This window comes from Olleya sp. HaHaR_3_96, from assembly GCF_019278545.1.
GTDB lineage: Bacteria > Bacteroidota > Bacteroidia > Flavobacteriales > Flavobacteriaceae > Olleya.
In genome coordinates, this window is the sequence record NZ_CP058987.1 from 1,501,244 (window position 1) to 1,527,189 (window position 25,946).

General features: G+C 33.4%; 22 protein-coding genes. 9 read left to right on the forward strand and 13 right to left on the reverse strand.

Translation table 11 applies throughout. The features are described 5' to 3' along the window. Window positions 1–105: 105 nt before the first annotated feature. The 6 genes from rodA to H0I26_RS06495 all read right to left on the reverse strand — a co-directional run bounded on the left by rodA (window position 106) and on the right by H0I26_RS06495 (window position 8,136). Window positions 106–1,380 (reverse strand): rod shape-determining protein RodA, encoded by a 1,275-nt coding sequence (gene rodA, locus H0I26_RS06470; protein ID WP_218701517.1) that lies wholly within the window; start codon window positions 1,378–1,380, stop codon window positions 106–108. Window positions 1,381–1,413: 33 nt separating this feature from the next. Continuing rightward, window positions 1,414–3,339, reverse strand: a complete 1,926-nt coding sequence (gene mrdA, locus H0I26_RS06475; protein WP_218701518.1) for a penicillin-binding protein 2 — start codon at window positions 3,337–3,339, stop codon at window positions 1,414–1,416. A gap of 495 nt (window positions 3,340–3,834) precedes the next feature. Next, a complete protein-coding gene (mreC, locus tag H0I26_RS06480) occupies window positions 3,835–4,650 on the reverse strand; it encodes a rod shape-determining protein MreC (RefSeq protein ID WP_218701519.1) in 816 nt (271 codons plus the stop codon). 13 nt (window positions 4,651–4,663) lie between these two features. Next, window positions 4,664–5,692, reverse strand: coding sequence for a rod shape-determining protein (locus tag H0I26_RS06485; protein ID WP_090837702.1), 1,029 nt, complete (start codon window positions 5,690–5,692; stop codon window positions 4,664–4,666). A 275-nt stretch (window positions 5,693–5,967) separates the two neighbouring features. After that, on the reverse strand, window positions 5,968–7,497 hold the full coding sequence (purH, locus tag H0I26_RS06490; RefSeq protein ID WP_218701520.1) for a bifunctional phosphoribosylaminoimidazolecarboxamide formyltransferase/IMP cyclohydrolase: 1,530 nt from the start codon (window positions 7,495–7,497) through the stop codon (window positions 5,968–5,970). Window positions 7,498–7,680: 183 nt separating this feature from the next. Beyond that, complete coding sequence (locus tag H0I26_RS06495) at window positions 7,681–8,136, reverse strand: GAF domain-containing protein (RefSeq protein WP_101017062.1); 456 nt, start codon at window positions 8,134–8,136, stop codon at window positions 7,681–7,683. 79 nt (window positions 8,137–8,215) lie between these two features. Here H0I26_RS06495 and xrtF point away from each other — a divergent pair, with 79 nt between their 5' ends. Together xrtF and H0I26_RS06505 are read left to right on the forward strand one after the other, a co-directional pair. Then, a complete protein-coding gene (xrtF, locus tag H0I26_RS06500) occupies window positions 8,216–8,758 on the forward strand; it encodes an exosortase family protein XrtF (RefSeq protein ID WP_218701521.1) in 543 nt (180 codons plus the stop codon). After that, window positions 8,759–9,187 carry an exosortase F system-associated membrane protein gene (locus H0I26_RS06505; RefSeq protein WP_218701522.1) on the forward strand — a complete coding sequence of 143 codons (429 nt, stop codon included), beginning with the start codon at window positions 8,759–8,761 and terminating at the stop codon, window positions 9,185–9,187. It begins immediately after the preceding gene. A gap of 105 nt (window positions 9,188–9,292) precedes the next feature. On the opposite strand, the gene groL is transcribed toward H0I26_RS06505, so the two are convergent. From groL to miaB, 7 genes are all read right to left on the reverse strand, one after another. Further along, window positions 9,293–10,927, reverse strand: a complete 1,635-nt coding sequence (groL, locus tag H0I26_RS06510; RefSeq protein WP_101020937.1) for a chaperonin GroEL — start codon at window positions 10,925–10,927, stop codon at window positions 9,293–9,295. A 115-nt stretch (window positions 10,928–11,042) separates the two neighbouring features. Beyond that, on the reverse strand, window positions 11,043–11,321 hold the full coding sequence (gene groES / locus H0I26_RS06515) for a co-chaperone GroES (protein WP_101017068.1): 279 nt from the start codon (window positions 11,319–11,321) through the stop codon (window positions 11,043–11,045). A 146-nt stretch (window positions 11,322–11,467) separates the two neighbouring features. After that, window positions 11,468–11,818 carry a preprotein translocase subunit SecG gene (secG, locus tag H0I26_RS06520; protein ID WP_218701523.1) on the reverse strand — a complete coding sequence of 117 codons (351 nt, stop codon included), beginning with the start codon at window positions 11,816–11,818 and terminating at the stop codon, window positions 11,468–11,470. Between the two features lie 12 nt (window positions 11,819–11,830). Continuing rightward, on the reverse strand, window positions 11,831–12,748 hold the full coding sequence (locus H0I26_RS06525; RefSeq protein WP_218701524.1) for a hypothetical protein: 918 nt from the start codon (window positions 12,746–12,748) through the stop codon (window positions 11,831–11,833). 6 nt (window positions 12,749–12,754) lie between these two features. Then, window positions 12,755–13,258: an LptE family protein gene (locus tag H0I26_RS06530; protein WP_218701525.1), complete on the reverse strand. Its 504-nt coding sequence runs from the start codon at window positions 13,256–13,258 to the stop codon at window positions 12,755–12,757. Window positions 13,259–13,288: 30 nt separating this feature from the next. Further along, the gene (locus tag H0I26_RS06535; RefSeq protein WP_218701526.1) at window positions 13,289–14,560 is read right to left on the reverse strand and encodes a sigma-54 interaction domain-containing protein; all 1,272 of its coding nucleotides are present in this window, start codon (window positions 14,558–14,560) and stop codon (window positions 13,289–13,291) included. A gap of 122 nt (window positions 14,561–14,682) precedes the next feature. Further along, on the reverse strand, window positions 14,683–16,131 hold the full coding sequence (gene miaB / locus H0I26_RS06540) for a tRNA (N6-isopentenyl adenosine(37)-C2)-methylthiotransferase MiaB (protein WP_218701527.1): 1,449 nt from the start codon (window positions 16,129–16,131) through the stop codon (window positions 14,683–14,685). Window positions 16,132–16,286: 155 nt separating this feature from the next. Here miaB and topA point away from each other — a divergent pair, with 155 nt between their 5' ends. From topA to H0I26_RS06575, 7 genes are all read left to right on the forward strand, one after another. Continuing rightward, on the forward strand, window positions 16,287–18,845 hold the full coding sequence (topA, locus tag H0I26_RS06545) for a type I DNA topoisomerase (protein WP_218701528.1): 2,559 nt from the start codon (window positions 16,287–16,289) through the stop codon (window positions 18,843–18,845). A gap of 8 nt (window positions 18,846–18,853) precedes the next feature. Beyond that, window positions 18,854–20,020, forward strand: a complete 1,167-nt coding sequence (locus H0I26_RS06550; RefSeq protein ID WP_218701529.1) for a formimidoylglutamase — start codon at window positions 18,854–18,856, stop codon at window positions 20,018–20,020. Between the two features lie 163 nt (window positions 20,021–20,183). Beyond that, window positions 20,184–21,551 carry a gliding motility lipoprotein GldK gene (gene gldK, locus H0I26_RS06555; protein WP_218701530.1) on the forward strand — a complete coding sequence of 456 codons (1,368 nt, stop codon included), beginning with the start codon at window positions 20,184–20,186 and terminating at the stop codon, window positions 21,549–21,551. A gap of 56 nt (window positions 21,552–21,607) precedes the next feature. Beyond that, entirely contained in the window at window positions 21,608–22,246 is a 639-nt protein-coding gene (gene gldL / locus H0I26_RS06560) for a gliding motility protein GldL (RefSeq protein WP_136582325.1), read from the forward strand. Window positions 22,247–22,294: 48 nt separating this feature from the next. Next, complete coding sequence (gene gldM, locus H0I26_RS06565; RefSeq protein ID WP_218701531.1) at window positions 22,295–23,860, forward strand: gliding motility protein GldM; 1,566 nt, start codon at window positions 22,295–22,297, stop codon at window positions 23,858–23,860. A gap of 43 nt (window positions 23,861–23,903) precedes the next feature. Then, window positions 23,904–24,803: a gliding motility protein GldN gene (gene gldN / locus H0I26_RS06570; protein ID WP_218701532.1), complete on the forward strand. Its 900-nt coding sequence runs from the start codon at window positions 23,904–23,906 to the stop codon at window positions 24,801–24,803. A gap of 102 nt (window positions 24,804–24,905) precedes the next feature. Continuing rightward, window positions 24,906–25,946 carry an NAD(P)/FAD-dependent oxidoreductase gene (locus H0I26_RS06575; protein WP_218701533.1) on the forward strand — a complete coding sequence of 347 codons (1,041 nt, stop codon included), beginning with the start codon at window positions 24,906–24,908 and terminating at the stop codon, window positions 25,944–25,946.

Consider the following 25,946-nt stretch of genomic DNA (forward strand, 5'->3'; position numbering starts at 1 on the left):
GGATTTTTTTATGTTTAGTTTTAAACCGAAACAACTAGTTATTATTAAGCTTGAGAAAGGATTCGGTTAGATATAAGTCGTTTTAACTTTATTACCACCCAAAGGTTACCATTCATTAATACGATTAGAATCTAATTTAATAAAGATAAAAACAAGGATAGTGAATCCCCATAGTCCAGAACCTCCATAACTAAAGAAGGGGAGTGGTATACCAATCGTTGGAATTAGTCCCATTACCATTCCTATATTAATCAGAAAATGTAAAAATAATATGGCTCCAACAGCATACCCATACATTCTGCTAAATTGTGTTTTCTGTCGTTCGGCTAGAATAAGTATTCTTACAATTAAAAGTAGAAATACGATTACCGTTAAAAAACTACCAATAAAACCCCATTCTTCACCGACTGTGCTAAAAATGTAATCCGTGTGTTGTTCAGGCACGAAGTTTCCTGTGGTACGTGTCCCTTCTAAAAAACCTTTCCCTCTAAAACCACCACTACTAATTGCTTTCTCAGACTCGTTGAGGTTATAAGCAACTGTTTTTTTCATACGTTCTAATTTCTCCGGATCTTTTTCTAAACTTAGCCAAATGGTAATTCTATCTTTTTGGTGTACAGGTAAAATATTGTCATAAAAAAAACGAACACTAAAAGCTAATGATGTACAAAGCAGTATTACTGTAAGGGGTTGTAATATTGAAGGTCTTTTTTTTCTAGTGAAATAATACGTTAATACTATAATAGCTGTAATTAGTAGAGTACTTACTGCTCCAAATTTTAAAGCGAATATTGATAGTAATATTAATAGAACACTAACAATTAAATAGATGTGAGGCAATCCTTCTCTGTATAATACAAAGAAAAAAGCGCCGTATACTATTGCGCTTCCCGCATCTGGTTGTAAAAGGACTAATAAAGCGGGGACGACGATAATCGCAAAGGTTTTAAGTTGATCGCTAAAGCGTTTAATGTCAGTATTTAAATCACTTACGTATTTGGCAACAGCAAGAGCAGTTGCAACTTTAGCAAATTCACCTGGTTGGAAAGTAAAAGATCCAATCGGATACCAAGAGGTGGCGCCATTAATATTTTTTCCGAATACAAATAAGCCGGCTAAAGAGAATAGTGCTATGATATAAATGACACTTGAAAACCGCTCGTAAAATTTAGATTCTATGGACAATACAAGTATTATTAATATAATGGATAATCCAATAAAAACGAGTTGTTTACTGTAAAAATGTGAGAAGTTGAAAAACTCTAAGGCCTCACCAGAGTGTGATGCCGAAATGATATTAACCCAACCAAACATCACTAGTATAAAATATAGTAATATGGTTAACCAATCAAATTTGTAATGTCTATCTGTTTGCCTCATCTAGTGTTATAGTGGTAACTTAAATTTGTTGCACTATGTTTTTTTCAGTGTTGTGTATGTGTTTTTTTTATTGGGAGCAGGAACAATTTGTAATTGTGAGCCTCTATTTATTGAAAAAGGTTCTCCCGATTGTGGTTTAGCATATTCGTTTTCTAAACTATGGGTTAAAATCCATTGTTCTAAATCGGTTCTGCTAATGCTACCTTTTAAATACTGTTCTATCATTAAACTAGCCATTCGGCCAGCAAATCGACTGCCCCAATACCCGTTTTCAACAAATACTGCTATAGCTATTTTAGGGTTGTCTTTTGGTGCAAAGGCTACAAAAATAGAATGGTCTGTTAACTGAGTTTTTACACCATCAATTTTAGCATAATTTTCAGCAGTTCCTGTTTTTCCACAAATTTCTATTCCTTCGACTTGTAAGTTTTTGGCAGTACCTTTATTAAATACATCAAACATTCCTTCTACAACTGGTTCGAAGTGTTTTCTGTCTATCGTTGTGTATCTTGGTGTGGTATATTTTTCGTCAATAGGTATGCCTTCAATTTCTTTTATGATATGAGGTGTTACAAAATAACCGCGATTAGCAATTGCTGCAACCATGTTTGCTAGTTGTATCGGCGTGGTTTCAACTTCTCCTTGCCCAATAGCGTTAGAGGTCATAAATGTAGAGCTCCATCGATTTTTGCCATACCATTTATCGTAAAACTTACTATCAGGAATTCTTCCTTTTCTTCCAACCACTAAATCGTAACCTAAATAGTCACCCAAGCCAAAACTTTTGACGTGATTACTCCAAACATCCATACCTTCAGCAGAGGTAGGATATTTTTCTAAAATTCGTCTGTAGACATTTACAAAATAGGAGTTACAAGATTCATAAATACCTAAATTCATATTAACGGGACTTCTATGACTGTGGCAACCGTGTAGTTTTTTTCCATTGTAGTAATAGCCCATTCTACATGTAAATTGTTCTTGACTAGTCACGACTCCTTCTTGTAAACCAATTAAGGCATTGATTACTTTAAAGGGAGATCCAGGTGGGTATTGTGCTTGTAGGCCTCTGTCAAACGTTGGATTTGCTATGGAGTCGTTATATAATTTTGTGAAATTTTTAGAGCGATCTCTACCTACCAGGATATTAGGGTCGTAACTAGGACCAGAGACTAAAGCTAAAATTTCGCCAGATTTTGGGTCTAATGCAATAATACCTCCACGTTTGTTGGTCATTAATAATTCACCATAAGCCTGTAATTTAGCATCAATGGTTATTTTAATATCTTTGCCTGCTTCAGGTAGTGTATCATGAATACCGTCTTGATAAGGCCCTAAGTTTCTATTGAATCTGTCTTTTTGAATAAATTTAATTCCTTTTTGGCCTCGTAAGGTTGTTTCATAGGAAGCTTCAACACCGGCTTTACCAATTAAATCTCCAGATTGGTAATAGTTATCGTTTTTTATGTTTCTATCATTAACTTCCCCTATATCTCCTAAAACATTAGCGCCAATAGTTGTTTCGTATTTTCTTAAACTTCGTTTTTGAATATAGAAGCCTTCATATTTTCGCATTTTTTCTTGTAGAATGGCGTAATCTTCTTTGGATAAATGGGATACAAATACAAAAGGTAATCTAGGTGAGCGTCTTTTAGCTTTAGCGTATTTGTCTTTAAAGGATTGTTTTGTGATTTTTAACAATTTGCAAAACTCTGTCGTGTCTAGCGGTTTTACTTCTCTTGGTATAACCATGACATCGTATGATGGTTGGTTGGATACTAATAGTTTTCCGTTTCTGTCATAAACAAACCCCCGTTTAGGATAGTCAAAAACTTTTCTAATAGCATTATCCTGATACAAATTTGTAGATCTCGCATTATAAACTTGGAGGTAAAATAGGCGACCAGTAAAAACAATCCCGACGATTATTACAGATAAAAGAAGTAAAAGTTTTCTCATTTAGTTTTTTTGCTAAAAATGGACGTTATTAACATGCAGAGTATAATAGTGAATATACTTGAAAACAACGTGTTTTGTAACACAAAAAGTATCTTAGAAATGTTAAAAATTTCAAATAGAAAATAAACAAAGGTGTGGACAACGCTTAAAATAGAAATATAGGTTAATTTTTGACCAAAATCAATATTGTTAAACTTAAGGGCTTGGTGCTCGTAGACCGCACCAAAACTAAACTTTAAAATAGCAGGTCTTATAAACGCAGTCACTAAAGCAGCGCTGGCATTAATACCGCCTGAGTCCATAAAAATATCAATAATTAAGCCTAATAAAAAACTAAGAAATAAAAATAGAATTCGGTTGTTTTTTACGGGAAACAATATGATAAATAGGATATAAACGTGCGGGTTTATGTAGCCTAAAAAGTTTATTTTATTAAATAATAATACTTGTAGTAAAATAAGTATTATAAAACGTATAGTATGTATGGATAGAAGGTTATTCATTAGATTTTGATAAAGCTTCTATTAAGGGTTTGTCTTTGTTTTCAATAACGCTAACATGTTCTAAATTAGTCATGTCATTAAATAGTTGTACCTCAATTTCAAAAAAGTTTTGTGTAACGTCTAATTTGAACGTTTCAATTGTACCAACCAAAATACCTTTAGGGAATATTGCAGAACGTCCTGAAGTAACAATGGTGTCTCCTTTTACTAATTCAGCATTTTTCTGTATATCTGTTAACTGTACAAAATGCGGCGATTTTGCATTCCAACTTAAAGTTCCAAATTGATTGGTTTTTTTTAGTTGTGCACTAATCTTATTTGTGGTGTTTAAAATAGAGATTACAGTTGCAAACCTACTGTTACTATTGTCAATAATACCAATGATGCCTTTTGAAGAAATCACTCCTAAATCTTCAATAATACTGTCGTTTTTACCTTTGTTAATGGTGAGATAATTATTTTGAAGCGAATAGCTGTTTTTGATAATTTTAGCAGTTGTAAATTTATATTTTGTATCAAAAGAAGTGGAATCAATAAACACGTCAGAAGCGTCCTTTTGATTATACAATAAAGATCTTAAGCGCGTGTTTTCGTCGTGTAGCTTTTCGTTTTCTGCTTTCAGACCAAAATAACTACTTACCGAATGACTAGCATTATAAACGCCTCCAGTAATACTGTTTGCTGAGTTTATAAATTTGCTTTTATGGTAAGAATGTGATTGTATGGTAAGTCCGACAGAAACGCAAAGCAACAACAAGAAAAACAAAAAGGCTTTGTTTTTAAGTATAAAATTTACAATTTGTTGCATTTAGTTATTGTTACTACTTAATCAATACGCTTTTGTATTTGGCTAGATTTTTTAGTGTGATTCCGGTACCTCTAACTACAGCACGTAAAGGGTCTTCGGCGATATAAACAGGTAAATCTGTTTTTTGAGACAGACGCTTGTCTAAACCACGTAACATAGATCCACCACCAGCAAGATAAATACCTGTATTGTATATGTCGGCAGCTAATTCTGGAGGCGTTTGTGATAATGTTTCCATTACAGCATCCTCAATACGTAAAATAGATTTGTCTAATGCCTTCGCAATCTCTCTATAGCTAATTTGTACTTGCTTAGGTTTTCCAGTTAATAAATCACGTCCTTGAACGCTCATATCTTCAGGAGGAAGATCTAAGTCTTCAGTAGCAGCACCAATTTGTATTTTAATTTTCTCGGCAGTACGTTCTCCAACATATAAATTGTGTTGTGTACGCATGTAATAAATAATATCATTTGTAAAAACATCACCTGCAATTTTTACAGACTTGTCACAAACAATACCACCTAAAGCAATAACGGCAATTTCAGTAGTACCACCACCTATATCCACAATCATGTTTCCTTTAGGTTGCATAATATCAACTCCAATACCAATTGCCGCAGCCATTGGTTCATGTATTAAGTAGACTTCTTTTCCATTAACACGCTCACATGATTCCTTTACCGCACGCATTTCTACTTCTGTAATCCCAGAAGGAATACAAACAACCATACGTAAAGCAGGTGTGAATAATTTCTTTTTTAAAGCCGGTATATTTTTAATAAATAAGCTTATCATTTGCTCAGAGGCGTCAAAATCAGCTATTACACCATCTTTTAAAGGTCTAATGGTTTTGATGTTTTCGTGAGTTTTACCTTGCATCATGTTGGCTTCTTGTCCAACTGCGATAATTTTTCCCGAAATACGGTCTCTTGCAACTATAGATGGCGCATCAACAACTACTTTGTCGTTATGAATAATTAGTGTGTTGGCAGTCCCTAAATCTATAGCGATTTCTTCTGTCAGGAAATCAAAAAATCCCATGCGTTATATGTAATTATAAGGTGTTATTAAAAAGATACTGTAAAAGTAATAAAAGTATGGTAATATAAGGATTTTATTGTATCACAATTTTTATTAATTGTCGTACGAGTAAAAGATACGTTTAAAATTTAATTTTGGATGTTTTATGCTGTTACAGAGAATTATCTGAACTAAATAAAAAAAGCTTCGGTGCAATTACCGAAGCTTTAAGTTAACTGTTTAACAATTGGTTATCTCCAATCGATGTTAGTGTTAATTTTATTTTAAAAAGAGGTTTAATGTTTAAAATGACGTGTACCAGTCATAACCATTGCAATGTTATTAGCATTACAGTAATCAATACTTAATTGGTCTTTAATAGAACCTCCTGGTTGTATTACACTAGTTATTCCTGCATTACCTGCTATTTCTACACAGTCTGGGAAAGGAAAAAAGGCATCACTAGCCATTACGCTGTCTTTTAAATCAAAGTTAAAAGATTGTGCTTTATGTATGGCTTGGTTTAAAGCATCTACTCGGCTAGTTTGTCCAGTTCCACTGGCACAAAGTTGTTTGTTTTTAACTAAAACAATAGTGTTAGATTTTGTATGCTTACAGATTTTTGAAGCGAAAATCAAATCATCAATAGCAGCAGTTGTAGGTTTACTGTCTGTAACGTATTTTAAATCGTCTACTGTATCTGTTTTGTTGTTTTTATCTTGCACTAAAACACCGTTTAAACATGTTCTAACCGTCATTTCTGCAAAATCAGTATCTTTTAAAACTAATAAGATTCTGTTTTTCTTACCTTTTAAAATGCTTTCAGCTTCAGCTGAAAAAGAAGGTGCGATAACAACCTCACAAAATAAATTATGAATAGCTGTAGCTGTTGCTGTGTCTATTTCTGTATTACTGATTAAAACACCTCCAAAAGCAGAAACAGGGTCACCTGCTAAAGCATCTGTATAAGCTTGAGATACGGTTTCACGTTGCGCAAATCCACAGGCGTTGTTATGCTTTAATATAGCAAATGTTGGCTTTTCTCCTTTAAATTCTTGAATTAAATTTACAGCAGCATCAACATCTAAAAGATTGTTGTAACTTAATTCTTTACCATGTAATTTAGTGAAAAGCGCATCAAAGTTTCCGAAGAAAAAACCTTTTTGATGTGGGTTTTCTCCGTAACGTAGTACTTTACCATTGGTTTCACTTATTTTTAAAGCAGGAATACTATGGTCTGCGTTAAAGTAATTGAAAATGGCAGAATCATAATGGGACGATACGTTAAAAGCCTTAGCAGCAAACCCTTTTCTGTCGTCTTCGGATAAATCACCTTTTTTGTCTGTGATTAACTCTAAAAATTCGGAATAATCATCTACAGAAGACACACAAATGACGTCAGCATAATTTTTGGCTGCAGCACGGATTAACGAAATACCTCCAATGTCTATTTTTTCAATAATATCTTGATTAGGAGCTCCTGAAGCTACTGTTTTTTCAAATGGATATAAATCTACGATAACGACATCTATTTGTGGGATATCAAAGTCTTTCATCTCTTTGACATCTCCATCATGGTTTTGACGGTTTAAAATACCACCAAAAACTTTAGGGTGCAACGTTTTTACACGCCCGCCTAAAATAGAAGGATAAGACGTCACGTCCTCTACAGGAACGACAGCAATACCAAGATTTTTAATAAAAGTTTCGGTTCCACCAGTAGAGTAGATAGTGACACCTTGTTTGTTTAGTTCTCTAACAATAGGTTCTAATCCCTCTTTGCTAAATACCGAAATTAATGCAGATTTAATTGTTTTGTTGCTCATTATAGTTGTGTTAATAAGCAAGCAAATTTAAGTAAAAGTAAATTGGTTTAGTTGAAAAAAAATACAGCTTTTTCAACTAAAAGCATAAGTTGTTAACAAGCAGTGTAAAACGCAAAATTCCGAATAGGATTAATTTTGATAATTAATACCATTCGGAATGTATAAGCTCTATATTATTCAGTCTTAAAAAAGGGTTGCTACTTTAGCGCAAACAAATTCTAAAAAACGTTCATCTTCTTCTGTAAAAGGGTCAGGAGTATTGGAATCTATATCTATTTGTCCAAGGTTTTCACCATTAACAAAAATTGGTATTACAATTTCTGCTTTTACAGTAATACTACAAGCAATATAGTTGTCTTGAGCGGCAACATCCGGTACAACAAAGTTCTCGTTACTTACTGCAACTTGCCCGCAAATACCTTTTCCAAAAGGAATTATTATATGATCTGTAGGTGCTCCAACGTAAGGCCCTAGTTTAAGTTCGTTTTTGTCTCCATTTTTAAAATAGAAACCAACCCAGTTATAATATGCTATGTTTTTATCTAATAGTTGGCAAATTTGTAATAATTTATCATCAGTAGATAATGTTGTGTTAGAAACTATAGTTTCAACTTGAGGTTTTAAAGTTTCGAAAGTCATTTGTTTAAAAATTTTGGTAAAAGTATTTAAAAAGACGTAATTTCAACCTTTAAAAAAATTATAATTCATTCTTTTTTAATTGAAGGCATTACTATTAAAATATAAACCTGTTATAAAATTCATAATAACCTTTTTGATCGTTTACGGAGGTTTAAGTTTGGCTTATAATTTCTATTTAGATTTATCTAAAGAAGGACAATATTATCCAGATTATATCACTTATTTGGTCGGAAATCAAACTCAAAACTTACTGGAGGTCTGTGGATATAATACGCAAATGTTGCCGCACCCAGAGGAGCCTTCCATAAAAGTTGTGGTAGAAGGTAAATATTTGGCTAGAGTTATAGAAGGTTGTAACGGTACGAGTATTATTATTTTATTTATGTCTTTTGTAATCGCCTTTGCAGGACGATTTAAAACGACCTTTTTTTATATTTTGGTGGGTAGTGTTTTGATATATAGTGTCAATCTAATTAGAATTGTTATTTTATCTATTGGTTTGTATCATTACCCGTGGCGTGAAGAACTATTACATACTGTTGTTTTTCCTGCTATTATTTACGGGCTGGTATTTTTACTATGGATGTTTTGGGTTAATCGTTTTTCTAAAATTAATAAGTAGATGGGGACGTATTCAAAATATATCGGGATCTCTTTGTTGTTTATGCTATTAGTATTGGTCCGATGGTTTCAAAACGAGTTATTTTATGATCCTTACTTATTGTTTTTTCAAAACGATTATCTGTATATAGATTCTCCTAGGCAAGAAACGTTTAAATTAGTCACTAATACAGCATTACGATTTGTTATAAACTCGGGAATTTCTCTGTTGATTTTATTTATGTTTTTTAAAGATTTAAGTATTGTAAAATTCTCAGCTCTGATTTACCTTTTTTCTTTTTTTATTTTAATAACGCTTTACCTGTATTTTGTATTAGATCCTAAGCAAGAGCAGTATTATCTATTTTTTAATGTGAGACGGTTTTTAATTCAACCGATTCTATTGTTGTTATTATTACCTGCTTTTTATTATAACAGATTAAATCAATAATTGTAAATCATATATGTGGTTTGCATTAAAGGTTATAAAATAAAAAAGCCTCAACACATGTTGAGGCTTTTTCTATAATAATAATAATAATAAATACTGTGTTTATTACATCATTCCTGGCATACCGCCACCCATTGGCATTCCGCCTCCAGCTGGTGCTGCTTCTTTAATATCCACTAAAGCACATTCGGTAGTTAAAATCATACCAGCAACAGACGCAGCATTTTCTAATGCAATTCTAGTTACTTTTTTAGGGTCAATAATACCTGCTTTAAGCATGTCTACGTAAGTTTCAGATTTAGCATCATAACCAAAGTCTTTTTTACCTTCCATAACTTTAGAGACAACAACACTACCTTCTCCACCTGCATTTTCAACAATGGTACGTAATGGCGCTTCAATAGCACGTGCTACGATTTGGATTCCTGTAGTTTCGTCTAAGTTTTCTGTAGTAATTTTGTCAAGTACAGATTTAGCTCTAACTAGAGCAACACCTCCACCAGCAACAATACCTTCTTCAACTGCGGCACGAGTAGCATGTAAAGCATCATCTACACGGTCTTTCTTTTCTTTCATTTCAACCTCACTAGCAGCACCAACATAAAGTACAGCAACACCACCTGCTAATTTAGCAAGACGTTCTTGTAGTTTTTCTTTATCGTAGTCACTAGTAGTTGTTTCAATCTGAGCTTTAATTTGATTAACTCTATTCTTGATTAAACTCTTGTCTCCAGCACCATTTACAACAGTCGTGTTGTCTTTGTCAATACTAACGCGTTCTGCTGTTCCAAGCATCTCTAAAGTCGTGTTTTCAAGTGTAAAACCTCTTTCTTCAGATATTACTGTACCTCCAGTTAAAACGGCGATATCTTCTAACATTGCTTTTCTACGATCTCCAAATCCTGGCGCTTTTACAGCTGCAATTTTTAAAGAACCACGTAGTTTATTTACAACAAGAGTAGCTAATGCTTCTCCATCTACATCTTCTGCAATAATTAATAACGGTTTTCCTGATTGTGCAACAGGCTCTAAAATAGGAAGTAAATCCTTCATTGTAGATACTTTTTTATCATACAATAAGATGTAAGGATTTTCTAAATCTGTTACCATTTTATCACTGTTAGTTACAAAGTAAGGTGATAAATAACCTCTGTCAAATTGCATACCTTCAACAATATCAACATAAGTTTCGGTCCCTTTTGCTTCTTCAACAGTAATCACACCTTCTTTTCCTACTTTACCAAAAGCCTTAGCTATTAAATCTCCAATAACGTCATCGTTATTAGCGGATATAGAGGCTACTTGCTTTATTTTCTCAGAAGAATTTCCTACTTCTTTAGATTGTTTAGCTAGATCTGCAACAATTGCTTCTACAGCTTTATCAATACCACGTTTTAAATCCATAGGATTTGCACCGGCAGCAACATTTTTTAAACCTTCTTTAACTATTGCTTGTGCCAATACTGTTGCAGTAGTTGTACCATCTCCAGCTAAATCATTAGTTTTAGAGGCCACTTCTTTTACCATTTGTGCCCCCATATTTTCTAATGGGTCTTCTAATTCTATTTCTTTTGCAACACTTACACCATCTTTAGTTACTATTGGAGCTCCAAATGAACGCCCAATAATTACATTTCTTCCTTTTGGTCCTAAAGTTACTTTAACTGCGTTTGCTAATGCATCTACACCACGTTTTAATCCGTCACGTGCTTCTACATCAAATTTTATATTTTTTGCCATTTTTTTTTAATTTTGTTTTAGGCTGTTGCCAATTTGGCTTGTAGCTTAAAAAATTAATAATTGTTTTTGTATATTTTTTAGATAATTGACGTTTTAGCCAAAAATAAAAAGCTATTTAGATAATAGCCATGATGTCATCTTCACGCATCATTAAATATGCTTTACCATCTAATTTGATTTCTGATCCAGAATATTGACCATAAAGGACTTTGTCTCCAACTTTAACTGTTAAAGGTTCGTCTTTTTTTCCGTTTCCAACAGCAACAATTGTTCCTTTATGTTGCTTTTCTTGAGCTGTATCTGGTATATATAAACCAGAAGCTGTTTGTGTTTCAGCAGGTAATGCTTCTACTAGTACACGATCTGCAAGAGGTTTAATGTTTAATTTACTCATAGTATATATGTTTGATTAATTATAAATGTAATACTATATAACAAGCTAAAAATATGCCAATAGAGTACAACTGACAAACTTGCAGAAACAAAAAAAGCCAACTCTAAGAGCTGGCTTTTTTTTATATGTTTTGAAAGACTGTAGTATTATTCAGCAGCCGGATCTACGACCTTAGTTGCATCATCTGTTGTACGTGTTGCAGTTGGTGTTGGTAACTGTATATTGTCACTTTCTAAAATTTTAGACTCTGCTGTTTGACCATTTCTGTCAATACCTAGACTAGAAGTTAATATTAGTACCAATAAGATAGTTGCTAATGTCCAAGTACTTTTATCTAAAAAGTCTGTTGTTTTTTTAACACCACCCATTTGTTGTGTACCACCACCTCCAAATGAAGACGATAATCCTCCACCTTTAGGGTTTTGTACCATAATTACAACTATTAGTAGAAATGCTACTATTACTATTAAGATCAAAAAGATTGCAAATGTGCTCATTATAATTGTTATTTATTCTTGTAATTTATGTATTGCTTTAATTTGGTCTGCAAAGAAACCACTTTTTTCTGGATATTTCAAACTTAAAATTTTATAAGATTGAATTGCTTTTTTATAGTTTTTTTGTTCGACATAAATACGAGCTAATGTTTCAGTCATCAAGGCCTCAGGCTGTATCATCTGTGCTTTAGCTATATTATGCGACGAAGTTTTAGCTTTTTTTGCTTCAAGCTTTGGGTTTTTGGAGATAAATTTGTCTATTAATTCAAACTTTTTAGCACGTTCTAGGTTAGGTTCTTCCTTTGGAGAATCTTCAATTTCTCTTTTTATTGGTTTAAATTTAGAAATATTTAGCCATTCGTTAAAACTATGTGTTTCTGTTTTAGTAAATTGAAATGGTTTTCCGATATTTAAAAATGATTCTATCTCCTTTTTATCGAGATTAGAAATAGATACCGTCTTTTTATTTATTTCTTCTTCTTCTTCCTTTAATTCTGGTTTTTCAGTTCCTATAGCATCCTTTTTAGGTTGAAATAAATCAGGATCGAGTATTACTACAGTATCTTCAATATGTTGCTTTAAAGTCTCATCGACATGTCCAGTAGTGTTTACTGAAATATCTTCCATCAATACCTCCAGACCATTGATATAGTCCGCATTTTGTTTGATGTATTGGGAGATTTCATTTTGATCAAAAGTATCGCTTGTAATAAAATCAAATAAAATACTTCTATCTGAAGTATAAGCTGCAGTCACTTTTAAGGCTTGATTATATTTAAAACTTTCTGTGTTTTTCAATCCCTTAAGGAACATGGCGCGTGCTGATTGGAAATAGGGGAATTCATCCAAAATATCACGAAGCATATAAGTTTGCTTTGGGCTAACTAATTGCGGTACTTGTAAAAGATCTGTTAATTCTTGACTAGTCATTAGGGGTTACCAATTTGCAAGTGAGGCGTTAAAAATATCTTGAGTTAAACGTTCAAATATTTCATCGTGGGCTGTTGTTTTTGTAGTCCCAGATAATAATTCGCTACCAGTATAATCATAGAAAAATGAAAATGATTTTTCGAAATCCTTTTCACTATCTTTTTTATTATAAAATTGAACTTTCACACCTATTGTTAACCGGTTTTGTGCTGCTGTACTATTGGCAGTTGCCGTAGTTGGAGAGATGCGGTAATTTGTTATTTCGCCTTCATAAATTAAATCAGCACCAGAATTAACTAAGCTAAGACTGGTTTGGTTTTGAATTAAATCTTGCAGTGCTCTGGTGAAATCTAAGTCTAATCCCGGCTCTATTAGATTGGAGGTGTTTTTAAAATAATTGACTTGAAAAGTCTCGGCAGTTCCAATATCAGCACCTGTAAAAGAGTAAGCTCCGCAACCGATTAAAGTCGAAGAGGCAAAAAGTAGTAAAAGATATTTTAGCTTTTTCATTTGAGTTTTATTTATAATTACAACGTGATTTTATAAATCAAATTGCTTAATTTTTCTGTAGAGTGTTCGCTCGCTAATGCCTAGTTCTTCCGCAGCTAGCTTTCTTTTTCCTTTATGACGTTCTAAAGATTTTTTTATTAATTCTAGTTCTTTGTCGTGTAAAGACAAGGTTTCTTCTTCCTCTATTTCTTCTGCAAAATGATATTTGTCTTGGGTGTTTTCGGAAGTTAAGTTAGAGTTAGGTTGGCTAGAGTTTTGTGATATTGATAATACTTCTAGATCTTCTATATGTTCGTCAAATTCTGATTCACTTTCATTTTCTCCATAAATTTTCTGAATCAAACTTTCGTTTTCTTCCTGAACCTCTTTAGCATTACCTGTTTTCATTAATTCCATGGTTAGCTTTTTTAAATCGTTTAAATCGGCTTTCATGTCAAATAATACTTTGTACAAAATTTCACGCTCACTACTAAAATCGCTTTCTGATTTTGTATTATTAATTACTGCCGGTAAGTTGTTTCCGCTAGGTAAATAACTATTTAATGTAGCAGCACTTATGGTTCTATTCTGTTCTAAAACAGAAACTTGTTCGGCAACATTACGCAATTGTCTTATGTTTCCGCTCCAGCGATATTTAATTAACAGTTGTACGGCGTCATCAGTTAATTTAATAGTTGGCATTTTGTACTTTAATGCAAAATCACTAGCAAATTTCCTGAATAATATATGGATGTCTTCTTGGCGCTCTCTTAAAGGAGGGAGGTTAATGTCTACCGTACTTAGACGGTAAAATAAGTCTTCTCTAAATTTTTCCTTTTTTATAGCTTCAAACATATTAACATTTGTTGCTGCGACAATACGTACATCTGTTTTTTGTACTTTACTAGAACCTACTTTTATAAACTCCCCATTTTCTAAAACACGTAATAAACGGACTTGCGTTGTTAAGGGAAGTTCTCCGACTTCATCTAGAAAAATGGTCCCACCATCAGCAACTTCAAAATAACCATTTCTAGTTGCTGTTGCTCCTGTAAAAGCGCCTTTTTCATGACCGAAAAGTTCACTATCTATAGTTCCTTCAGGTATTGCACCACAGTTTACAGCAATATATTTACCGTGTTTTCTATGCGATAATTGGTGAATTATTTTAGGGATACTTTCCTTTCCAACACCGCTTTCTCCAGTGACTAAAACAGAAATATCTGTTGGAGCGACTTGCATTGCTTTTTCGATAGCACGGTTTAAAGTTGGACTATTTCCAATAATCCCGAAACGCTGTTTTATAGATTGTATTGTTTCCATAGTAAACTCTAAAAGTGTTTAGTTTGCGTAATTAAAAGTTTTGTCTTCTACTATATCTGTTCTGTTTTACGAGCAGAGAATAGGTCTATTGATAAAAATAAAACGACTATTTTTTATGATGCTTAATTATTGATTGATTTTCCAATAGCTTTACCTATAAGTGTTGCTTTTGTGCAATCTGTTACAGTTACGTTTACAAAATCACCAATGTTATAATCACCTTTAGGAAACACCGCCACAATATTTTGTTGTGTACGACCAGACCATTCTTGGTTAGATTTTTTAGATTCTTTTTCTACTAATACTTCTACAGTTGTATTTAGAAACTGTCTAGTCCTAAACTCGCTATGTTTAAGTTGTAGTGCTATAATTTCGCTAAGACGTCTACTTTTAGTTTTTTCAGGAACATCATCTTCAAATTTACGTTCTGCTAAAGTTCCTGGTCTTTCAGAATACGTAAACATATAACCAAAATTATATTTTACATACTCCATTAGACTTAAGGTGTCTTGGTGGTCTTCTTCTGTTTCTGTTGGAAAGCCCGTAATCATGTCTTGGCTAATAACGCAATTCGGAATAATTTTTCTAATATTATCTATTAAGTTGAAATATTCTTCACGAGTGTGTAAGCGATTCATCGCTTTTAAAATCCTATTACTTCCACTTTGTACAGGTAAATGTATGTGGTTGCAAATATTATCATGCTTAGCCATCATTTGTATCACTTCAAGATGCATATCTTGTGGATTAGAAGTGCTAAAACGAATACGCATTTTTGGTTGCGCAGTAGCACATAGTTCTAAAAGTTTTGCGAAATCTGTTGCAGTTGCTTTTTCAAAATCAGAAGCTTTGTCAAAATCTTTTTTCATACCACCACCATACCAAAGGTAGCTGTCTACGTTTTGGCCTAATAATGTTATTTCTTTATAGCCTTTAGACCAAAGATCATTAATTTCTTCAATAATACTTTGTGGATCACGACTACGTTCTCTTCCTCTTGTAAACGGAACAACGCAAAACGTACACATATTATCACAACCTCTAGTTATAGAGACAAGTGCTGTAACACCATTGGTGTTTAAACGTACAGGACTGATGTCTCCATAAGTTTCTTCTTTAGATAGCACAACGTTTATAGCATCATGACCACCTTCAACTTCTGCAATTAAGTTAGGAAGGTCTTTATAAGCATCTGGACCTACAACTAGGTCTACTATTTTTTCTTCATCTAAAAATTTACTTTTTAAACGTTCTGCCATACAGCCTAGAACACCAACCTTCATTTTAGGATTAATGTCTCGCTTTATAGCGTTATATTTTTCTAGTCTTTTTCGTACTGTAACTTCAGCCTTGTCTCTAATAGAGCAAGTGTTGACTAGTACCAAGTCTGCTTCTTCAAGATTTTGTGTGGTATTAAAACCTTCGTTTTGCAGTATAGAAGCTACTATTTCGCTATCACTAAAATTCATAGCACACCCGTAGCTTTCAATAAAAAGTTTTTTGGTGTTTTTATCGTTTTTAGCAATAACCAATGTTTCGCCTTGTTTGTTTTCGTCTATTGTCTTTTCCATAAATATATTGAAATCACTCATCACCAATAAGCACGCAAAGATAGGATTATTTTAAAATTATGACAATCTGACAGACTTAAAATTTTAGCTAAAACTTATAAAATTAGGATGATAAATTTTTTTTGATATACCTTTGCACTCATAAAAATCGAAGAATGGCGAAGAATTTAGTAATAGTTGAGTCACCTGCAAAAGCAAAAACAATTGAAAAATTTTTAGGAAAAGACTTTAAAGTCGAATCCAGTTTTGGGCATATCTCTGACTTACCATCTAAAGAATTAGGAGTAGATGTAGAGGGAGATTTTGATCCAAAATATGAAGTCTCTTCAGATAAAAAAGCGCTAGTAAAAAAATTAAAACAACTTGCCAAGAAAGCCGAAATGGTTTGGTTAGCAAGTGATGAAGATAGGGAAGGAGAAGCAATTGCATGGCATTTAGCAGAATCTCTAGACTTAGATAAAGATAAAACAAAACGGATTGTTTTTCATGAGATTACTAAAGCAGCCATCCAGAAAGCAGTTGAGAACCCAAGACAAATTGATTACGATTTAGTAGATGCGCAACAAGCCCGTCGTGTATTAGATAGAATTGTAGGTTATGAGTTGTCTCCGGTGTTATGGCGTAAAGTAAAAGGAGGTTTGTCTGCAGGTCGTGTACAATCGGTATCTGTTAGGTTAATTGTAGAGCGTGAACGCGACATCCAAAACTTTACACCAGAAGCATCTTATAGGATAGATGCTGAGTTCTCAAATGAAGCGGGGCAATCGTTTAAAGCTAAATTACCAAAAACATTTTCGACTAAAAAAGAAGCCTTAGATTTCTTAGAAAGTAATGCGAGTGCCGATTTTAAAGTAGCAGACTTAACTAAAAAGCCAGCTAAAAAATCTCCTGCAGCACCATTTACTACGTCAACATTACAACAAGAAGCGTCACGTAAATTATATTTTTCTGTTAGTAAAACCATGACTATGGCACAACGTTTATACGAGGCCGGTTTGATTACTTATATGAGAACAGATAGTGTCAATTTATCTGATGAAGCTAGAAAAGGAGCAGAGAAAGAGATTGTAGCAGCTTACGGTAAAGAATATAGTAAGGAACGTAATTTTAAAGGAAAGTCTAAAGGAGCGCAAGAAGCTCACGAAGCGATTAGACCTACAGATTTTAAAACACACAGCGTAGATATAGATTACGATCAAGCACGTTTATACGATTTAATTTGGAAACGCGCCATCTCATCGCAAATGAGTGAAGCTCAATTAGAGCGTACAAACGTAAAAATTGAAGCAAACACGCATAATCAGACCTTTACAGCAAATGGAGAGGTTATTAAGTTTGATGGATTTTTAAAAGTCTATTTGGAAGGTACAGATGATGAAGATTTAGAGCAAGAAGGTATGCTTCCTGCAATGAAGACTAACGAGACCTTACTTAATAAGTATATTACAGCAACGGAGCGTTATAGTCGTGCGCCTTACAGATATACGGAAGCTTCTTTAGTAAAGAAACTAGAAGAGTTAGGTATTGGACGTCCGTCTACTTATGCTCCAACAATTTCGACCATTCAAAACAGGAACTATGTAGAAAAAGGTGCTATAGATGGTGTAGAGCGTGAGTATACACAATTAGTATTAGAAGAAGGAACAGTAAAAGATAACATGCTTTCGGAAAAAGTAGGATCAGATAAAGGTAAGTTAGTACCAACTGATATTGGGATGATTGTTACGGACTTTTTGGTTAACCATTTTGAAAGTATATTAGATTATAATTTTACCGCGAAAGTAGAAAGTCAGTTTGATGATATTGCCGAAGGTAAAGAGGATTGGAAAAAAATGATGAAAACCTTCTATAAGAAGTTTCATCCAGTTGTTGTAGATGTTCAGGAAAATGCAGATCGAGAATCTGGTGAACGTATTTTAGGTAAAGATCCAAAAACAGGAAAGCAAGTCAGTGTGCGTCTTGGTAAATTTGGGCCTATGGTTCAAATGGGAACGGTAGATGATGAAGAAAAACCAACATTTGCAAGTTTAAGTCCTGATCAACAATTAGGTAGTATTACCTATGAAGAGGCAATGGATTTATTTAAGCTACCTAGGACTTTAGGTAAGTATGAAGATGAAGATATTGAGGTCAACAACGGTCGCTTTGGGCCTTATGTAAAATATGGTAAAAAGTTTGTGTCTCTAGCACCAGGTCAAGATCCAATAAGTATCGAGTTTAAAGATGCTATTGAATTAATAAAAGAAAAAGAAATAGCAGATGCGCCAGTTTATAGTTATAAAGGGCATGGTGTAACTAAAGGTAAAGGACGTTTTGGTCCATTTATTAAATGGAACGGGTTATTTATTAATGTGAATAAAAAATACGATTGGGATACTTTAACTAATGACGAAATTGAAGAATTAGTAGATGCTAAAATTCAAAAAGAAATAGATAAAGTAATCCATAATTGGGAAGATGAAGGTATCCGTGTAGAAAAAGCGCGCTGGGGTAGACATAATATTTTAAAAGGTAAAGTTAAAATAGAGTTACCTAAAACAGTAGATGCTGCAGCTTTAACTTTAGATGAGGTTAAGGATATGATTGAAAAGAAAGCGCCAAAAAAGAAAGCTGCTGCAAAAAAGAAGGCGCCAGCTAAGAAGAAAACAGCGACTAAGAAAACTGCTGCAAAAAAGCCAGCAGCAAAGAAAAAAGCACCAGCAAAAAAGAAATAGTATTATAAATGAATTTTAATTTTCTTTCTCCAGTTTCAGATACTGTTTTAGCACATAATCAATTATTGTCGCCTTTATGTTTAGGTCAAAAAATTAAAATCCATTCTGAACAACAAGGTATCCCTGATTTAGAAGGGGTTAAAATTGTTATTTTAGGGGTTTTAGAAAATCGGAATGATGTCAATTATATTGGTGAAGATTTCAATTTAAACGAAATTAGAAAAGCATTATATACATTGTATCCTGGTAATTGGTCTACAAATGTGGTCGATTTGGGAGATATTGAAAAAGGTGAACGTGCTGAAGATACTTATTTTGCTTTAAAAGAAACATTGACTCTTTTAATTGAGAGAAGAATCATTCCAGTTATAATTGGAGGTAGTCAAGACTTAACGTATACGGCTTATCGAGCTTACGACAGTTTAATTCCAATGGTTAATATTGTGAATGTTGATAAATCTTTCGATTTAGGAGATACATCTAAGCCAATAAACAATACAAATTTTGTAGGTAAAATAGTACTGGAGCAACCATACAACCTTTTTAATTATTCGATCATCGGATATCAGACCTATTTTAATAGTCAGGAGGAGATAGATTTAATGGATCGCTTATATTTCGAGTCGTATAGATTAGGAGAGGTGTCGAATGATATTACATTAGTGGAGCCAGTAATGAGAGATGCAAACATTGTTAGTGTTGATTTAGGTGCTTTAAAAGCATCAGAAGTAAGCTTAAGACAAAAAGTGTCTCCTAATGGGTTAGATGGAAAAGAAATATGCGCAGTAGCGCGTTATGCAGGAATTAGTAATAAGGTGACATCGTTTGGTATTTATGAATATAAACCATCTCAGGATGATGAGATAACAGCGATGTTAGTGTCGCAAATGATATGGTATTTTATCGAAGGTGTTAATTGTAGAGTTAAAGATGATGATTTTTCTAATGACGATAATCACCAAAAATTCATTACTTTAGCCGAATCGCATGAATTAATTTTTTATAAAAGTACAAAAACAGGACGCTGGTGGATAGAAATACCATTTTTAGCAAATGTTAATAATAAATTAAAAAAACATACGTTATTACCATGCACGCATCAAGATTACATAGATGCTTGTAACGATATTATACCTGAGAGATGGTATAAAGCCTATCAAAAGAATAGCGTTTAGTAGTCTGGAATTTACGGATAAACGACCTTTTAAATCGTTCAAACGTAAATTTTTTACGATTAAATGTAATTTTTTTTGACTAAAAAGTTGTTTTTTAGGAAATATATAAATATGTTTACGCTCTTAAAAAATTTAAGAGTTTTAAATTAACCTCGAGTTTTCAATGAATATGAAGAAGTTTGTATTATTAACAGCGGTTTTCGCACTTTTAGTAAGTTGTGGATCAAAAGATAAGGGTCAGCTAGTTGGTGCTAAAGGAAAAAAATGGCACCCAGAAAAACCTTACGGAATGACATTAGTTCCTGGTGGAGCATTTATTATGGGTAAAGCAGACGATGATCTTGCTGGAATCCAAGATGCGCCTGCAAAGACAGTTACGGTAGCAGCATTTTACATGGATGAGACAGAAATCACGAATAGTGAGTACCGTCAATTCGTAGAATGGGTAAGAGATTCTACAATTCGTACTAAATTAGCAATTTTAGCTGATGAGGTAGGTATGACATCTGAGGATGGTGGTATTGGAGAATTTGCATTTAAAGATGCAGATACTACAGATTCATCTGCTTACGAGAAGTATATGATGGATAACTATAGTGGTTTAGGAGAAACAGGCTACGAAGGTAGAAAGCTTAACTATGATGTTGATTTGCTTTTTGATACTGCAGAATATCCTGACGAATACTATGTAGAAGTGATGGATACTATGTATTTACCATTAGAAGAATCTTACAATGGCCAACGTACGTGGGATGTTACTAAATTTAAGTTCCAGTATACTTACATGGATATTGCTAAAGCAGCAAAAAATAAAAACCTAAGACGTAAAGACGTTATCGTTAGAGAAGAAGTAGAAATCTATCCTGATACTACGTCTTGGATTAGAGATTTTGCATATTCTTATAACGAACCTATGCACAACGATTATTTCTGGCATGATGCCTATAGTGATTACCCTGTAGTAGGCGTGTCATGGCAACAAGCTAAAGCGTTTTGTGAATGGAGAACAAAATACCATAACGATTATAGACGTTCAAGAAAAATACATAACGTAGGACGTTATAGATTACCATCGGAAGCACAATGGGAATACGCTGCTAGAGGAGGTTTGCAAGCTGCAACTTTTCCATGGGGTGGACCTTATGCTAAAAATGATCGCGGTTGTTTTATGGCAAACTTTAAGCCATTGCGAGGAGATTACGCGGCAGATCAAGCTTTATATACTGTAGAAGCTGACGCTTATGAGCCTAATGATTTCAATTTATATAACATGGCAGGAAACGTATCTGAATGGGTAGACTCTTCTTACGATCCAGCATCTTATGAGTATGCTTCAACTATTAACCCAAGTGTAAATGACCCAAGTAACAAACGTAAAGTTGTTCGTGGTGGTTCTTGGAAAGATGTTGCTTACTATTTACAAGTAAGTTCTAGAGATTATGAATATTCAGATTCAGCTAGGAGTTATATCGGATTCAGAACTGTGCAAGATTATATGGGTACGGATGTAACTGCTAATTCTGGACAATAAAATTTAATAATATTAACCAAACTAATAACAACTTAACAACTAAAAACTTAGAAATTATGGCACAAAAAGGAAAACTTTCAACGATGAATATGGTTTATGGATTGGGAGCAGCAATCGTAATTATTGGAGCTTTATTTAAAATTCAACACTGGCCTTATGGATCACTTATTTTAACAATAGGAATGATTGTAGAAGCAGTTGTATTTACATTATCTGCTTTTGAAAAGCAAGGTGGCGAATTAGATTGGTCATTAGTTTATCCTGAATTAGCTGGAGGTGCTTCATTGGGTGCTAAAAAAGCGACAAAAGAAGAGCCTAAAGATGCTGAAGGTTTATTATCTAAAAAATTAGACAACTTATTAAAAGATGCTAAAATTGATGGTGAATTAATGGCAAGCTTAGGAAATAGTATTAAAAATTTCGAAGGGGCTGCAAAAGGAATTTCTCCAACTGTAGATTCTATGGCTGCAACTAAAAAGTATGGTGAAGAAATGACCTTAGCAGCTGCTCAAATGGAGTCTTTAAACAGTCTTTATAAAGTACAAATGGAAAGCGCTAGTCGTCAAGCATCAATTAATGAAGAAGCTGTAGAAAATGCAACTAAATTAAAAGAACAAATGCAATCTTTAGCATCTAACCTATCTTCTTTAAACGGAGTGTATGGTGGTATGTTAACTGCAATGAATAAAAACTAATTAGTGATTAATATCAACTAATATTAACAACTAAAAAACTAATTAGACATGGCAGGAGGAAAACAGTCCGCAAGACAAAAAATGATTAACCTAATGTATTTGGTATTTATTGCAATGATTGCAATGACAATGTCAAAAGAAGTATTATCTGCATTTGGGTTAATGGATAAAAAATTTGATAGAGCTAATGAATTGGCGATAGCATCAAATAATGGTATTTTAACTCAGTTAAAAACACAAGCTGATGAGAAGCCAGATGAATTTGGATCAGCAAATAAATTAGCTAATGAAATTAGTGTGATTTCGGATGAGTTTTATAAGTTTTTAGGAACAGTTAAAGCTGAGGATATCGTTAAAAGTGGTCATTATGAGTTAGAAGAAAGCGGTGATCTACCTTACGAAGAAATGGATAAGGGAGATAAACTTGATGAGCTTTGGTTTACTGGTGACAGATTAACCAAAAGAGGTCAAGAAGTTTTAGATAGAATAGAAAAATATAAAACGGACATTAAAGCTGTTTTACCTAATGAAGGAAAATGGCAACCGGTAATTGAGAGTTTTGAAAAACGTTTTAGTACAGCTGCCGTTAAAGATAATGATGGTGTAGAGAAAAAATGGCTAGATTATCATTTTCAAGGATTTCCTGCAATTGCATCTTACACTAAGTTAACTGCAATGCAAAATGATGTTAAGGCTACTGAAACTAATATCTATAATGGATTTTTAGGTAATCTTGTTAGTAATGCGACGTCTTTAAAGAATTATAAGGCAATTGTATTAGCTGATAAATCTGCATTTTTCGCTGGAGAGAAATTTCAAGGTAGAGTAGTGTTAGGTAAGTATGCTAATGTTGTACCTACAAAAATGAGTGTAGGGGAAAAAGAGATTGATTTAACTGAAGCAATTGATTCAACTGGAGCGGCTAAATTAGATTTTAATGTAGGTAACGTAGGAGAGCACAATATTGATGGTAAATTTACTTTCGTAGAAGATGGTAAGGAATTAGAAATACCAATAATTGGTAACTACGTTGTTGTACCAAGACCAAATTCTGCTACTATTTCTGCAGACAAGATGAATGTTGTGTATAGAGGAGTACCTAACCCGATGACTATTTCTTTCGCAGGTGTACCTGATAATAAAGTTAATGCTAGTGGATCTGGTTTATCTAAGTCGAATGGTGTTGGAAAATATACTATGAAACCTGGATCAGGTAAAGAGGTTACAATTAGTGTAACAGCTAAACTTGATGATGGTTCTAGTGCTTCTGATAGAGCAGTGTTTAGAATTAAAGATATTCCTAAACCATCTGGTACTATTGCAGGAAAGTCTGAAGGTTCTTTACCAAGAAACAACATTGAAATTGGTACTATTAAAGCAGTACTGGAAGATTTTGATTTTGATTTACCTTTAAGAGTAACGTCATTTAAAATTAAAGTACCTGGTCAGTCTACAGTAAATGTACAAGGTTCTAAGTTAAATGGACAAGCAAAAGCGGCTTTAAGAAAAGCTAGACGTGGAGATGCTGTTCAAATTTTCGATATTAAATCTAAATCTTCGGCAGGAGTAAGAATTAAGCCAGCAAGTCCAATAGCTATTGAGTTATCAAACTAATCAAAAGCAATTTGATTAATTAAATATTAAAAACAATTTTCAGATGAATTATAAATCTTTATTAGCAGTTGTATTCGGAGTATGTTTTGCATCTCAGGCAGTTGCACAATCTAATGTTCTAAATGCTAAATCTCCAAAAGAGATTGGTGTAAGAACAGAAGAACAAATAGCGTTGGATAACGACAACCCTCTAGAATACGGTTATGTTGATGATAGAGATATTATGTTTGCAAAAATGACTTGGGAAAAAGTTGTTTTAGATGAGCGTGTAAACTTTCCTTTATACTATCCGGTGGATACAAATAATATCGGAAAAGAAAGACGTTCTTTATTTGATGTGTTAACTAAGGCTATCGATGAAGGTAAGATAAAAGACGTGTATAACGATTCTTATTTTACTGGAAAGCGTACTAAAAAAGAGTTAGCTCAAATTAGAACAGCTGTAGATACTATGGATATCGGTTACGATCAGTTAAATGCTGATGGTTATGTAGATCCAGAATATATTACAACTACGACTATTGCATCTTATGATGTCGTTGCATATTTTATCAAAGGACTGTGGTATTTTGATAAGCGTCAAGGAGAATTAAAGTATAGATTATTAGGTTTAGCGCCTGCTGCACCAGATGTTAACTATGTTAACTCTAATGATGAAGCAAACAAAGAACCTATTCCTTTATTCTGGATCTTCTATCCGGATGCAAGAGATGTGTTGCATGAAGCTAAAGCGTTTAACGCTAAAAATAGTGCTATTCCTTTTTCTTTTGATCACATATTAAACTCTAGACGTTTTAATAGTGTTATTTTTAAAGAAGAGAATGTATTTGGAGATCGTAAGGTTGAAGAGTATATTGCAGAGAATTCATTAATGCAGTTATTAGAATCTGAAAGAATTAAAGAAAAAATTAGAAACTTTGAATTAGACATGTGGTCTTATTAAAAGAATCGAATTTATCATATTATAAAACGCCCACTGTAAAGTGGGCGTTTTTTTGTTTATCTACTCTAGTAATTATCCACGGATATAGTATATTTTTGTAGTATGAAAGTAGATTATATAATTGTTGGTTGTGGATTAGCGGGTATTTCTTTTTGCGAAAAACTTAAAGAACAAAATAAGTCATATATTGTTTTTGATGATAATTCTCAGCAGTCTTCAGTGGTTGCAGGTGGTTTATATAACCCTGTAACGTTGAAACGATTTACACCTGTTTGGAAAAGCGAAGCACAACTAGCTGTTGCTTTACAAGTGTATCGGAAACTAGAAGAGACATTAGATGTGACATTGGATTTTAAAATTCCAGTTAAGCGTCGATTTACTTCATTAGAAGAACAAAATAATTGGTTTGCTGCTTCTGATAAAGAGGGATTGAAACCGTTCTTAAATACGAGTCTTTTTGATAATACCAATCCAAAAATTGATGCCGATTTCAAATTAGGTGAAGTGTTGCATACAGGTCGGTTAGATACGAAGGAATTAATAAAAAGTTATAAACGCTACCTTTTGGACGAGGAGTTGCTTGTTACGGATACTTTTGTTCATGACTTGTTGGTGGTAGATAATAATCAAATAGCTTATAAAGATGTAACTGCTAATCAAATTGTATTTGCTGAAGGTTTTGGAATAAAGCAAAATCCTTATTTTAAAGATTTACCATTGGGTGGTACTAAAGGTCAATTGCTGACTATTTATGCACCGGACTTAAAACTGGACTATGTTTTAAAGTCAAGTGTCTTTGTTATTCCGTTAGGACAAGACACCTACAGAGTAGGTTCAACTTACGAACAGAAGGACAAAACTAATACGATAACGCCAGAAGCAAGAGAACTGCTTTTAGATAAGCTTAAAACGTTTATAAAATGTGATTTTGAAGTGCTTAGTCAGGTCGCAGGAGTTAGACCAACAGTAAAAGATAGAAAACCTTTAGTTGGTAGGCATCCAGTCGCTAACAACGTGTATTTGTTTAACGGTTTAGGGTCTAGAGGTGTTATGATTGCACCTTATATGGCAAATCAACTTTTTGATTTTATAGAGAATAATGGCGTACTTGATAAAGAAATAGATTGTCTTCGCTTTTTTTAA

Bases quoted from the DNA above. Each gene is read 5' to 3' on its own strand.
- H0I26_RS06525 (WP_218701524.1), bottom strand. From the start codon at position 12,748: ATGACTAGTCAAGAATTAACAGATCTTTTACAAGTACCGCAATTAGTT.
- H0I26_RS06530 (WP_218701525.1), bottom strand. From the start codon at position 13,258: ATGAAAAAGCTAAAATATCTTTTACTACTTTTTGCCTCTTCGACTTTA.
- rodA (WP_218701517.1), bottom strand. From the start codon at position 1,380: ATGAGGCAAACAGATAGACATTACAAATTTGATTGGTTAACCATATTA.
- gldK (WP_218701530.1), top strand. From the start codon at position 20,184: ATGAATATGAAGAAGTTTGTATTATTAACAGCGGTTTTCGCACTTTTA.
- topA (WP_218701528.1), top strand. From the start codon at position 16,287: ATGGCGAAGAATTTAGTAATAGTTGAGTCACCTGCAAAAGCAAAAACA.
- gldN (WP_218701532.1), top strand. From the start codon at position 23,904: ATGAATTATAAATCTTTATTAGCAGTTGTATTCGGAGTATGTTTTGCA.
- secG (WP_218701523.1), bottom strand. From the start codon at position 11,818: ATGAGCACATTTGCAATCTTTTTGATCTTAATAGTAATAGTAGCATTT.
- H0I26_RS06505 (WP_218701522.1), top strand. From the start codon at position 8,759: ATGGGGACGTATTCAAAATATATCGGGATCTCTTTGTTGTTTATGCTA.
- gldM (WP_218701531.1), top strand. From the start codon at position 22,295: ATGGCAGGAGGAAAACAGTCCGCAAGACAAAAAATGATTAACCTAATG.
- H0I26_RS06485 (WP_090837702.1), bottom strand. From the start codon at position 5,692: ATGGGATTTTTTGATTTCCTGACAGAAGAAATCGCTATAGATTTAGGG.
- groL (WP_101020937.1), bottom strand. From the start codon at position 10,927: ATGGCAAAAAATATAAAATTTGATGTAGAAGCACGTGACGGATTAAAA.
- H0I26_RS06575 (WP_218701533.1), top strand. From the start codon at position 24,906: ATGAAAGTAGATTATATAATTGTTGGTTGTGGATTAGCGGGTATTTCT.
- H0I26_RS06550 (WP_218701529.1), top strand. From the start codon at position 18,854: ATGAATTTTAATTTTCTTTCTCCAGTTTCAGATACTGTTTTAGCACAT.
- mrdA (WP_218701518.1), bottom strand. From the start codon at position 3,339: ATGAGAAAACTTTTACTTCTTTTATCTGTAATAATCGTCGGGATTGTT.
- H0I26_RS06495 (WP_101017062.1), bottom strand. From the start codon at position 8,136: ATGACTTTCGAAACTTTAAAACCTCAAGTTGAAACTATAGTTTCTAAC.
- H0I26_RS06535 (WP_218701526.1), bottom strand. From the start codon at position 14,560: ATGGAAACAATACAATCTATAAAACAGCGTTTCGGGATTATTGGAAAT.
- groES (WP_101017068.1), bottom strand. From the start codon at position 11,321: ATGAGTAAATTAAACATTAAACCTCTTGCAGATCGTGTACTAGTAGAA.
- mreC (WP_218701519.1), bottom strand. From the start codon at position 4,650: ATGCAACAAATTGTAAATTTTATACTTAAAAACAAAGCCTTTTTGTTT.
- gldL (WP_136582325.1), top strand. From the start codon at position 21,608: ATGGCACAAAAAGGAAAACTTTCAACGATGAATATGGTTTATGGATTG.
- purH (WP_218701520.1), bottom strand. From the start codon at position 7,497: ATGAGCAACAAAACAATTAAATCTGCATTAATTTCGGTATTTAGCAAA.
- miaB (WP_218701527.1), bottom strand. From the start codon at position 16,131: ATGGAAAAGACAATAGACGAAAACAAACAAGGCGAAACATTGGTTATT.